The following is a 10,797-nucleotide window of genomic DNA, read 5'->3' on the forward strand; positions in this document are numbered from 1 at the left end:
AGCGCTCGACGTTGGGGGTGATCTCCTTCTCGACGAAGCCGCGAACCATGTCGCGGAACATCTCGTGCTCTTCGGAGAAGTGGGTGCGGGGCAGGAAGTCCTTCATGGGTGTCTCCTCGTGGCTCGGCCTTGCGGTGACCGTGCGGCGCGGGGTCGTCTGACGGGGGTCGGACGGCGGTGCGCTCGCCGGTATGTCTGTCTCAACCATTATGCATAAATATGTGACCGAGGCCACCGGAGATCGTGACATTGCCCCCGAATTTGCCAAAATTGAGGTGCGCGTCACGTTTGCGAGATGGGGGTATGGGGTCGCTTTTGATGGGGAACGTGCAGGTTGAGGGGCTTTTCGACGGATCGGTGCTACCCCCGCTTCGTCGTTTCCCCTTCGACTTAGGGCAGCCTAAAAAAGTGCCATTTACCAGCGGGGATCTTTCGCCGTTTTTCGAATGGCGCCCGGTTCGGCGGGGGTGATTAACGAAAGCTTTTCATTGGTTTAATCGCGTCGGCGCAGGTCGGGGTTTATCGTTGCGCTCAGTGGTCAACTGCCACGACAGTCACGACAGTCAGTCACACGCAACCTCCAATTGCACACGAAAAGCGAGGCGGCCATCCCTTGGAACAGGATGGCCGCCTCGCTTTGTGCGTGGGTGCGCGTTGGTGGGGGCCGCACATTCGACGAGATCGCGATCAGGGGCCTGGATCGTGATCTCGTGGGAGCTGGAAGCGCGCGGGGACGAGGCCGGCGCTACACGCCCCAGTGCATGGCCAGGACGCGGTTGACCTGCTCGGCCTTCTCGATGTTGACCAGGTGCTTCGCCGGGGAAATCTCGGTCATCGTCGAATCCGGGATGCCGTCGCATAACGAGGTGACCACGTCGAGGGGAGTGGAGGTGTCTTCCGCCCCCGCGATGACCCTGGTGGGCACCGTGATCTCGGCCAATCGGTCGCGCGAGTCGAAGCCCGCGATCGCGTGGCAGCAGCCGGCGTAGCCCTCGTCGGAGGTGGCGCGGATGCCGTCGGCGAAGCGCTGCGGGAGTGCGGGGTTCGTCGCGAAGCAGTCGTCGGTGAACCAATTGCCCACCACGGTGTCGGCCAGCACGCCGGTGCCTTCGGCGCGGACTTTCGCGGCCTTGTCCCGCCATGCGTCGGACTCGCCGAACTTGGGGGCGGTGGAAATCAGCGTCAGGGTGGCGATGCGCTCCGGGTTCTCCAGCGCGATCGTCTGCGCCACCGCGCCACCCAGCGACAGTCCGACCAGGTGCGCGCGCTCGACGCCGAGGGAATCCATCAGCGCCAGGACGTCGCCCGCCAAATCGGACATCTCGTAATCGCCGGCCGGGGCGGGCGATTCGCCGTGGCCGCGCAGATCGACGGTGATGATGCGCGCCTTGTCCGCCAGCGCCTCCACCTGCGGGTCCCACATGTCGCGGGACGCCCCGAGCGATCCGAGGAGGATCGCGGTCTTCGGGGAGTGCGGTGACTCGGTGCCGTACGCCGCAGTGTCGCCGACTGGAGCGCCGCCTGCCGCAGCGCCCTCCGCGACGGTGCGGGGCTCATGGACGTCGTGGGCATGGACGTCGTGGGCGAGTTCCACGGTGCCCGCGTCGCGCCCGGTCACTCCGCGCCCCCGTCCTCCCGCTCGGCGGCGCCGGCGCGCTGCTCGGCCAGGGACGTGCGGGCCGCGCGCAGCCAGTCGGGCTGGTCGGCCAGGAGGGCCTTGATGTCCTCGGTGGTCAGCGGCTTGTCCATGTCGTTGGACTTCAGCGCCGTGATGGTGATGCCCAGCCGGCGCGCCACCTCGGGCCGCGGGTGCGGGCCGGTGCGCCGCAGGTCGGCGAGCCACTCGGGCGGGTTTTGCTGCAGCTCGACGAACTGCTCGTGGCTCAAGTCCGACTGCTGGAATTCTTCGGGGGTCGCGGGCAGGTAGATGCCCAGTTTCTTGGCCGCGGTCAGGGGTTTCATGGGCCCCACGGTAGCACCGGCGACGTAGCATGGCGTTCATGCCGACCGACACCGCCGACCACGCCGACGCCCCGCGCCGGGATGCCGCCGATCGGGCCCCGGAGGGGGTTCCCGCTGATCGGGGAGACTCCTTGGAGTCTCCGCGGCAGCGCGTCCTGCGGGTGGCGTTCGTGCCGGGGGCGATGCCGGAGAAGTGGTTCCGCCGCTATCGGGAGCGCACGGGCCTGGCCTTGACGTCGTTTTCCGCGGACGACCCGGTCCTCGAGGTCGCCGCGGGCCGGGCGGACATGGCGTTGGCCCGAGATCCGCGGGAAGACGAAGCGTTGCATCGCATCAGGCTTTACGACGAGGCCGCGGGCATCGCCGTGGAAAAGGAGCACGTGCTTTCGCTGCTCAAGGACGGCGAAGTCGTCGACCGCGCGGACTTGTCCGGCGAGACGGTGCTTCTCGACGCCTCCGGCGGAGACGCTGGCCCCGCCGACCCGGGTGCGGTGCGCGAGATGTTGCAGGTCGTGGCCACCGGCGCGGGCGTGCTGTTGGCGCCGCGGCCCCTGCTGCGCGCCCTCAACGCCCGCGGCACCACTCACCGCGAGATCGCCCCGGCCGACGGCGCCCGCCCGACGACGCTGTGGCTGACGTGGCCGAAGTCGGGCGACGACGAGCTGACGCAGGAGCTCGCCGGCATCGTCCGCGGCCGCCGCGAAGGCTCCCGCCGCTCGGCGCTCACGGCCGGCGAACCGCCGCAGAAGAAGCTCAGCGCGCGCGAGAAAACATTGGCCAAACAAGCGCGTCGTCAAGCGGATAAGGGAGGCGCGGCGCGCGGCGGTGCGTTGGGAAGCAAGCGGGGCGGAAAGCCCGCCGGCCCCGGCGGCCGGGGAAAGTCCGGTGCGCGCAAGCCGAAGCGGCGACGCTGAACAGGCATTTCATCGATTCATTCGACGCGGGCCGCCAAATCCGACAGACTGGACGTATGGCTGACGGAAACCGCGGATTCAGCATCCGGTTGATGCGCGAAGACGACTACCCGCAGGTGCAGGTGATTTACGAAATCGGCCTCGACACCGGGCATGCGTCGTGGGAGCATTCGGCGCCGGACTGGGAGGGATTCAGCGCGCTGAAGCGCCTGGACCTGTGTTACGTCGCCACCTCCGACGAGGATCCGTCGAAGATCCTCGCGTGGGCGTCCGCGTCCCCCGTGTCCAAGCGGCACATCCTGCGCGGCGTCATCGAGGACTCCATCTACGTGCACCCCGACGGGCAGGGGATGGGCATCGCCGGGGCGCTGCTCAAGCACCTCATCGACGAGGCGACCGAGAAGGGCTGCTGGTCCATCCACTCGTGGGTGTTCCCCGAGAACGTCGGTTCGCTGAAGCTGCACCGCAAGGTCGGGTTCCGCGAGGTCGGCGTCTACCACCACATGGCCAAGATGACCTACGGGCCGATGGCGGGGCAGTGGCGCGACATCATCATCCTCGAGCGGCTCCTGGAAAAGCCCGAGGAGCGCGCCGAGAAGCGCGCCATCAAGGAGGCCGAGGAATCCGGTGACCCCGTGCGGCCCGTGCTGGAGAAGCTGGACAACGCCGCCGACCAGGTCGGGGCGTAGGGGCGGGGCCTACTCCACCGTCTCCTTGAGCTTGTCCTCGCGGACGAACGCCAGGATGATCGCCGCGGCGACCATCAGCGGCACGAGCATGAGCAGCACCGGCGTGAAGGCGTCGTTGTAGCTGCCCACCACCACGTCGTGGATCGGGCCGGGCAGGTTCTCGAGGATCGCGGGCGTCAGCGTCGAGGCGTCGCCGGCGGAAAAGTCGGTTCCGGCGGGCATGCGCTGGGCCAGCAGGTCCTGCATGCGGTGGATGAAGATCGCGCCGACGACGGACGAGCCGACCGCGCCGCCGATCTGCCGGAAGAAGTTGTTCGACGCCGTCGCCGTGCCCACGACGCGGACGGGGAACGAGTTCTGCACGATGAGCACCAGCACCTGCATGACCAGGCCGAGGCCGAAGCCCATGAGGAACAGGTTGCCGCCGATGAGCGAGGCCGGGGTCCCGGGGGTGAGCGTGGACATGAGGAACAGCGCGACGGCGACGAGCGCCATGCCGGCGGCCGGATACCACTTGTAGTGGCCGGTGCGGCTGATGATCCAGCCGACGGTGATGGACGTGCCGAGCATGCCGATCATCATGGGGATCATCATCATGCCGGCCAGCGTCGGCGACATGCCGTGGACCATCTGCAGGTAGGTGGGCAGGTAGGCCATGGTGCCGAACATGCCGACGCCCATGGCGAAGCCGGCGAGCGTGGTGAGCACGAAGTTGCGGTTGGCGAACAGCTTCATGGGCACGAGGGGGTTCTTCGCGCGCTTTTCGACGGCCACGAACAGGATCCAGGCGATCGCCGACGTCATGATCAGGGAGATGATCATCGGGGAGCCCCACGCGTACTGCGTGCCGCCCCACGTGGACATGAGGATCAGCGATGAGGTGGCGATGACCATCAGCGCCGTGCCGATCCAGTCGAAGTCGCCGGTGGTGGGGCGCTTGGGCAGGGTCAAGTAGCGCCACGCGAAGAACAGGGCGATGAGGCCGAGCGGGACGTTGATCCACAGTCCCCAGCGCCAGCCGGGGCCGTCGGTGAACCAGCCGCCGAGCACGGGGCCGAGCACGGAGCTCAGGCCGAAGACCGCGCCGAACAGGCCCATGTACTTGCCGCGTTCGCGGGCGGAGACGACCTCGGCCATGATCGCCTGCGAGGACACCATGAGGGTGCCCGCGGCCAGGCCCTGGGAGGCGCGGGCGAGGATGAGCAGCGTCATGTCCTGCGCGAGGGCGCCGATGATGGAGCCGACGATGAACGCGGAGATGCCGAAGAGGAACAGGCCCTTGCGGCCGATCATGTCGCCGAGCTTGCCCACGATCGGCAAGGCGATCGTCTGCGCCAGCAGGAAGCCGGTGATGACCCACGACATGTGTTCGACGCCGCCGAGCTCGCCGACGATGGTCGGCAGGGCGGTGGAGAAGATCATCTGGCCCAGAGAGCTCATGAGCATCGACAGGATCAGCGCGGCGAGGATCAGGCCGAGGTGACCGCGGTTCTTTTCCACGATCTGCGTGTGCTCGGCGACGGCGGGGGACGTGGCGGTCACTGGTTCAGCTCCTTCGTGTACTCGACGATGTCGGTCAGCGCGTCGGTGATGGGGCGGGGGTTGGTGTCGATGGTTTCCCTCGACGCGGCGAACCACACGGATTCGTGGATCAGGGCGTTGATCAGCGAGGCTTCCTCCTCCGCCTCGATGCCCGGCCGCCGACGCGCGTCGGGGTGGGTGGCGAAGTAGTCGATGGTGGCCGCGCGCATGCGGCGCAGGGTGGTGGCCTGGCTGGTCATCGAGACCGTGAGCATGTGCGGAGTGGCGTGGATGATTTCACGGCGCAGCTTCCGCAGCCGTCGGTGCCGTTCGACGCGGTCCGGCAGGTCGTCGTCCTCGGTGGACGGTGAGACGACGCCCGCCTCGATGATGGCCAGCAGTTCCCGCAGCGGGTCGCCGGCGGCGCCGTCGAGAAAGGCCTCGGCCTCCTCGTCGCCGAAGACCAGCATGCCGCGGCCGAAGACCGCGTGATCCTTCGACGAGAAGTAGTTGAAGAAGGTGCGGCGGCTCACCTCGGCGGCCGCGCAGATGTCCTCGACGGTCACGTCGTCGTAGCCGCGGTCGGCGATGAGGGTGATCGCCGCATCCTCGATGCTCCGGCGGGTGCGCCGGCGCTTGAGTTCGCGCAGGCCGCACTCCGAATTCACAGTTTGTTCCACAAGGTGCAAAGCTACACCCGGTGCAAGTTTGCGCGCAATGCAGATTGTGGTGTGCTTTGTCGCACATCGCACCCCTGTGTGAAGGCTGTCACATGGGGGCGTCGGGTCGTCGTCAAGCGGAGAAGCGGGGCTCGGCCGACGTAGGGCTCAGTCGCGCACGGACTTCGTCGCTCCGGCCCACTGGTTGATGCCGCGGTCGATGGCCCACTCGTCGATGGCGCCCAGCTGCTCGTCGGTGAAGGGCTCCGCACCGGCGGCATCGAGGTTCGCGTCGAGCTGCGCGACGGAACTCGCGCCGATCAGCGCCGACGTGACCTCCGGGCGGCGCAGCACCCAGGAGATGGCCATCTGCGCCAACGTCTGGCCGCGTTCGGCGGCGATGCCATTGAGCGCGCGGATGGCGGCGAGCGTCTCATCGGTGAGGAAGCCGGAATCCATCTTCCCGTCGCCGAGCCGCGAATGTTCCGGCACGCCGTCGAGGTAGCGGTCCGTGAGCAGGCCCTGGGCGAGCGCGGAGAACGCGATGACGCCGATGCCCTCGTCGGCGGCGACGTCGAGGAGGCTGGGGGAGCCGGCCGAGGCGACGTCGGAGGTGCCCGCGCCTTCGCCGCCGCTGCCCGGGCGCTCGATCCACCGGTTGAACATGGAGTAGCTGGGCTGGTGCAGCACCAGCGGGGTGCCCAGGTCGCGGGCGATGGCCTGCGCGCGGCGGGTCGCGGCCGGCGAGTAACTGGAAATGCCCGCGTACAACGCGCGGCCGGAGCGGACGATGAAGTCCAGCGCCGCCATCGTCTCCTCGAGCGGGGTGTCCGGGTCGGGGCGGTGGTGGTAGAACACGTCGACGAAGTCGAGTCCCATGCGCTTCAGCGACGCATCGCAGCTGGCCACGAGGTACTTCCGCGAGCCGCCGAAGCCGTTCGGGCCCTCCTGCATCCACCAGCCGGCCTTGCTGGTCACGGTGATCTCGTCGCGGTACGGCGCCAGATCCTTCGCCAGCAGGCGGCCGAAGTTCTCCTCGGCGGAACCGGGCGGCGGGCCGTAGTTGTTGGCGAGGTCGAAATGCGTGACGCCCCTGTCGAAGGCGCGGCGCACGATGGCGCGCATGCCGTCGAAGGGGCGGTCATCGCCGAAGTTGTGCCACAGGCCGAGCGAGACTTCCGGCAGCTTCAGGCCGGAAGCGCCCGCCCGGCGGTGGGGCATGGCGTCGTGGTGGTCGGGGGCGGCGGCGTAGACGTCCGGGTACATGGCACCCAGGATGCGCTTTTCCGGCGAATGCCGCTACCGTCCCCGGCCGTTTTCGCTTTACGACGCCAGCGTGGCCTGCTTCTCGGCGTCGGCGCGCTCGTTCGGCGGCTTCGACGGCCACCACATGCGGTCGCCGAGGAGGTCGAAGAGGGCGGGCACGACCAGGGTGCGCACCAGGAAGGTGTCCAGCAGGATGCCCAGGCCGACGACGATGCCCACCTGCCCCAGCGTGATCAGCGGCAGCACGCCGAGCACGGCGAAGACGGCGGCGAGCACGATGCCCGCGGCGGTGATCACGCCGCCGGTCAGGCCCACCGCGCGGGACATGCCCTCGGTGGTGCCGTAGCCGGCGGCCTCCTCCTTGGCACGCAGCACCAGGAAGACGGTGTAGTCGATGCCCAGCGCGATGAGGAAGATCAGCGAGTACAGCGGCACGGAGACGTCGAGGGCGGGGAAGCCGAAGATGTGCTCCGAGACCAGCGCACCGGCGCCGAGCGCCGCCACGGCGGAGAGCGTCGTGGCCATGAGCAGGAAGATGGGGGCGACGACGGCGCGGAGGATGATCATCAGCAGGAAGAGGATGACCACCAGGATGATCGGGACGATCAGCAGCGTGTCGCGGGCGGTGGCGTCGCGGGTGTCCAGCGTCTGGGCGGACTGGCCGCCGACGAGCGCCTCGGGGTCGGCTTCGTGGGTGGCCTCGCGCAGGGCCTCGATTTCGCGGAAGGAGTCGGCGGTGGCCGGCTCGGAGTCGGTGATGACGGTGAAGCGGGTCAGCGCGCCGTCGAGCGATTCGGTCGGCGGGCCCTGGAGCTCGGCGCCGTCGACGGACTCGATGGCCTCGGTCACCTTGCCGACGGAGGCGGTCGGCGCGATCACCGACAGCGGCGATGCGGCGCCGGCGGAGGTGTATTCGGAGATGGTGTCCAGGCCGTCGGCGGCCTCCGACTCGGTGCGGAACTGCTCGGTGGTGGACAGGCCGATGTTCGCGCCGAACAGGCCGGTGCCAAGCACCGCGAGCAGCACGACCATGCCGGCGAGGTACGCGGCGGGGCGCTTCGACACGACGTCGGCGACCTTGTACCAACCCGACGACTTCGCGGTTTTCGACTCGTCCTCGACGCGCGGGATCTTCGGCCAGAACAGGCCGCGGCCGCACAGCGACAGGGCGGCGGGCAGCACGAACAGGGCGAAGGCCAGGGCGACCAGCAGGCCGATGGACAGCGAGATGCCAAGGTAGCGGTAGGCCGGCACGATCGCCAGCGCCAGCGCGAGCAGCGCGAAGACGACGGTGAGGTTGGAGGACACGATCGCCGACGTCGAGGCGCGGGTGGCGACGGCCAGGGCCTCGCGGTGGTCCTCGTGGCGGCGCAGCTCCTCGCGATAGCGGCTGATCAGCAGCAGCGCATAGTTGGTGCCGGCGCCGAAGACGAGGACGGACATGATGCCCGACGTCGAGGCGTCGAACTGCAGCGACGTGAAGGACGCGACGAACTCCACCAGCAGCGACGCGCCGCGGTCGGCGATGGCCACGGTGAGCAGCGGCACCAGCCACAGGATCGGGGAGCGGTAGGTGAGGATCAGCAGCACCGCGACGACCAGCGCCGAGATGCCCAGCAGCGCGAAGTTCGCGCCATCGAATGCCGACGCCGTGTCGGCCGCGAAGCCGGCGGGGCCGGTGACCTGGAGCTGCAGGCCCTCGGGGAGGTCCTGCTTGCCGGCGTCGCGCATCTCGGAGATCGAGTCGGCGAGGCCGGCGCCGTTTATGTCGCCGGGCAGGGACAGGACGGCTTGGGCGGCCTCCTCGGCCAGCGGCACGGCGGGGGAGAGCTGCTCGACGGTCTTGTCGCCCTCCCAGTCGCCGAGCTGCTCGAGGGCCGATTCGGGCAGTTCGATGCCGGCCATCGCCTCGGCGGAGGCCTGGGCCGCGCCGATGTCCTGCGGGCCGAGCGGCTCGCCGTCTTCGCGGGAGTACACCGCGATGGCGGTCAGCTGGTCGCCGCCGGGGAAGTCGGAGGCGAGCTGCTGGACCTTCGCGGACTCGGAGTCCTGCGGGAGGGTCGCCGGCGCGGAATCGCCGGGCTCCAGGCTCGAGGTCAGGCCGGTGAGGCCGCCCACGAAAAGGAGGCCGATCAGGATGGTGATCGCGGCCATGGCCTTGGACGTGATGTGTTTGACGGGTAGTCGCGCCGATCGGCTTCCGGAACTCATTGGCCCAGCTTTTCACGCATCGTGCACTCCGGGTGAACGACGTGCCCGGGCGGGGGTAACGTATCGACGCTATGTCGGCATGTTAGTTATCGTTGCGCAGCAATTCGTGGCGCAGCGCGGCCTCCAGATCGGGGAAACGGAAGACGTGGCCGGCCCGTTCCAGCACCCGCGGAACGGCCCTCTGGTTGGCGAAGGCCAGCTCCTCGGCGCCGCGTCCGCCGAGGATCAGCTTCGGGCCCGCCTTGGGCACGGGGATCGCCGCGGGCCGCCGCAGGACCTTCGCCAGGGTCTTCGTGTACTCCTCGTTGTCCACGCCATTGGGCGCCACCGCGTTGATCGGCCCCGACCACTCCGGGTCGAGCGCGGCGCGGTGATAGACGTCCAGCAGATCGTCCAGCGCGATCCACGGGAACCACTGGCCGCCGTCGCCGAGCTTGCCGCCCAGGCCCGTCGACGTGATGCCAGCCAGGATCGGCAGCAGGCCACCGCCGCCGGCCTGCACCAGGCCGGTGCGGATGTTCACCACGCGGATTCCGGCCTCCCGCGCCGGATTCCACGCCGCCTCCCAGTCCCGGACGATGTCGGCGAGGGGGCCGTCTCCGGCGGGGGCGGCTTCGTCGAGAAGCTCCGTGCCGCGGTCCGCCCCGTAGTACCCGACCGCCGACGCCGACACGACCGCCTCCAGACCCGCCTCGGCCGCCAGCTCCGCGAGCTTGCGGCTGGGTCCCACGCGGGAGTCGCGGACCCGGGCCAGGTGCTTGTCCGTGAAGCGCCCCGCGATCGGCGCGCCCGCGAGGTGGATGAGCACGTCGATGCCGTCGAACAGGTCCGCCGCCGGGGATTCGGGATCCCACGTGCGGGTGCTCGCCTCGGTCGAGGACGAACGGCTGAGCTTGACGACGTCATGGCCCGACGTCGACAGCAGCGCGCACAACACGGAACCCACCGTGCCCGTGGCACCCGTGACTGCGATGCGTTTGCGGGGCAGATCGTTGAGCGGATGCGGCCGGTCGCCGTGGTCGGTGTGCGCCGCGCCCGTGGACGAAGCGTCGTCGCCCGAGGACGAGAGAGAAGAAGAGAGGACGGACGCCAGCCGATCCGCGGCGGCGAAATCGCCCTCCAGCACAGCGGCGCGGTAAGCGAAGACGCCCGAGATGGCCCGGCGGGGCGCCCGCGACGTCACCTCGTCGACGACGTTGGTCCACCATGCCGGGTGGTCGTCGCCGGGGCCGCGGACGTCCTCGAACCGGTGGACGTGGCGCCAGGCGAGCATGCGGCGGAACGGCTCGTTGGTCACGTGATCGGCGAAACGATGACCGGCGACGTACTCCTCCGGGTCATGCTCGGCGACCCAGGTGAGGCCCGCGGGCATGTCGAACGTCGTGACGCCGTCCCGGAGATTCGCCGCCTCCGACGTCGGCGTCATCGGCAGCCACCCCGGCGTCAGGCGGCGCACCGCGCCGGGCCGCGCGAACCAGTCGACCACCCGCTCGCGCGGATGAAACAGCAGGTGGGTGAAACGGGCGGTGGTCGGTGCGATGAACGGGATGTCCATTGGTCGTCCTCTCGGGCCGG

Annotated in this window: 10 protein-coding genes; 2 read left to right on the forward strand and 8 right to left on the reverse strand. The window is 69.2% G+C overall.

The features are described 5' to 3' along the window. The 3 genes from GX015_RS10750 to GX015_RS10760 all read right to left on the reverse strand — a co-directional run. Window positions 1-106, reverse strand: a 106-nt coding sequence (locus tag GX015_RS10750) for an acyl-CoA dehydrogenase family protein (RefSeq protein WP_291345062.1), incomplete at its 3' end; no start/stop codon positions are given. 639 nt (window positions 107-745) lie between these two features. After that, window positions 746-1,618: a 3-oxoadipate enol-lactonase gene (gene pcaD, locus GX015_RS10755; protein ID WP_291345050.1), complete on the reverse strand. Its 873-nt coding sequence runs from the start codon at window positions 1,616-1,618 to the stop codon at window positions 746-748. Beyond that, window positions 1,615-1,962: a DUF5997 family protein gene (locus GX015_RS10760; RefSeq protein ID WP_291345051.1), complete on the reverse strand. Its 348-nt coding sequence runs from the start codon at window positions 1,960-1,962 to the stop codon at window positions 1,615-1,617. Before GX015_RS10760 ends, pcaD begins: the two co-directional genes overlap by 4 nt. Window positions 1,963-2,000: 38 nt before the next feature. On the opposite strand from GX015_RS10760, the gene GX015_RS10765 reads away from it, so the two are divergent. Both GX015_RS10765 and GX015_RS10770 read left to right on the forward strand, forming a co-directional pair. Next, entirely contained in the window at window positions 2,001-2,876 is an 876-nt protein-coding gene (locus GX015_RS10765; RefSeq protein ID WP_291345052.1) for a LysR substrate-binding domain-containing protein, read from the forward strand. 56 nt (window positions 2,877-2,932) lie between these two features. Beyond that, window positions 2,933-3,565: a GNAT family N-acetyltransferase gene (locus GX015_RS10770; protein ID WP_291345054.1), complete on the forward strand. Its 633-nt coding sequence runs from the start codon at window positions 2,933-2,935 to the stop codon at window positions 3,563-3,565. A gap of 9 nt (window positions 3,566-3,574) precedes the next feature. Here GX015_RS10770 and GX015_RS10775 read toward each other — a convergent pair whose 3' ends face one another. The 5 genes from GX015_RS10775 to GX015_RS10795 form a co-directional block, all read right to left on the reverse strand. Then, on the reverse strand, window positions 3,575-5,107 hold the full coding sequence (locus GX015_RS10775) for an MDR family MFS transporter (protein WP_291345056.1): 1,533 nt from the start codon (window positions 5,105-5,107) through the stop codon (window positions 3,575-3,577). After that, the gene (locus GX015_RS10780) at window positions 5,104-5,754 is read right to left on the reverse strand and encodes a helix-turn-helix domain-containing protein (protein WP_291345058.1); all 651 of its coding nucleotides are present in this window, start codon (window positions 5,752-5,754) and stop codon (window positions 5,104-5,106) included. The genes GX015_RS10775 and GX015_RS10780 overlap by 4 nt, the downstream gene beginning before the upstream one ends. A 159-nt stretch (window positions 5,755-5,913) precedes the next feature. After that, the gene (locus tag GX015_RS10785) at window positions 5,914-7,011 is read right to left on the reverse strand and encodes an aldo/keto reductase (protein WP_257996095.1); all 1,098 of its coding nucleotides are present in this window, start codon (window positions 7,009-7,011) and stop codon (window positions 5,914-5,916) included. Between the two features lie 57 nt (window positions 7,012-7,068). Beyond that, window positions 7,069-9,165 (reverse strand): MMPL family transporter, encoded by a 2,097-nt coding sequence (locus tag GX015_RS10790; protein ID WP_291345060.1) that lies wholly within the window; start codon window positions 9,163-9,165, stop codon window positions 7,069-7,071. Window positions 9,166-9,304: 139 nt separating this feature from the next. Further along, entirely contained in the window at window positions 9,305-10,777 is a 1,473-nt protein-coding gene (locus GX015_RS10795; protein ID WP_366926286.1) for a TIGR01777 family oxidoreductase, read from the reverse strand. Window positions 10,778-10,797: the final 20 nt, after the last annotated feature.

Origin of the sequence: Corynebacterium sp. (genome assembly GCF_012837295.1) — a bacterium.
In the GTDB taxonomy this organism is placed as follows: domain Bacteria; phylum Actinomycetota; class Actinomycetes; order Mycobacteriales; family Mycobacteriaceae; genus Corynebacterium.

Bases quoted from the DNA above. Each gene is read 5' to 3' on its own strand.
- GX015_RS10790 (WP_291345060.1), bottom strand. From the start codon at position 9,165: ATGGCCGCGATCACCATCCTGATCGGCCTCCTTTTCGTGGGCGGCCTC.
- GX015_RS10770 (WP_291345054.1), top strand. From the start codon at position 2,933: ATGGCTGACGGAAACCGCGGATTCAGCATCCGGTTGATGCGCGAAGAC.
- GX015_RS10795 (WP_366926286.1), bottom strand. From the start codon at position 10,777: ATGGACATCCCGTTCATCGCACCGACCACCGCCCGTTTCACCCACCTG.
- GX015_RS10760 (WP_291345051.1), bottom strand. From the start codon at position 1,962: ATGAAACCCCTGACCGCGGCCAAGAAACTGGGCATCTACCTGCCCGCG.
- GX015_RS10785 (WP_257996095.1), bottom strand. From the start codon at position 7,011: ATGTACCCGGACGTCTACGCCGCCGCCCCCGACCACCACGACGCCATG.
- GX015_RS10765 (WP_291345052.1), top strand. From the start codon at position 2,001: ATGCCGACCGACACCGCCGACCACGCCGACGCCCCGCGCCGGGATGCC.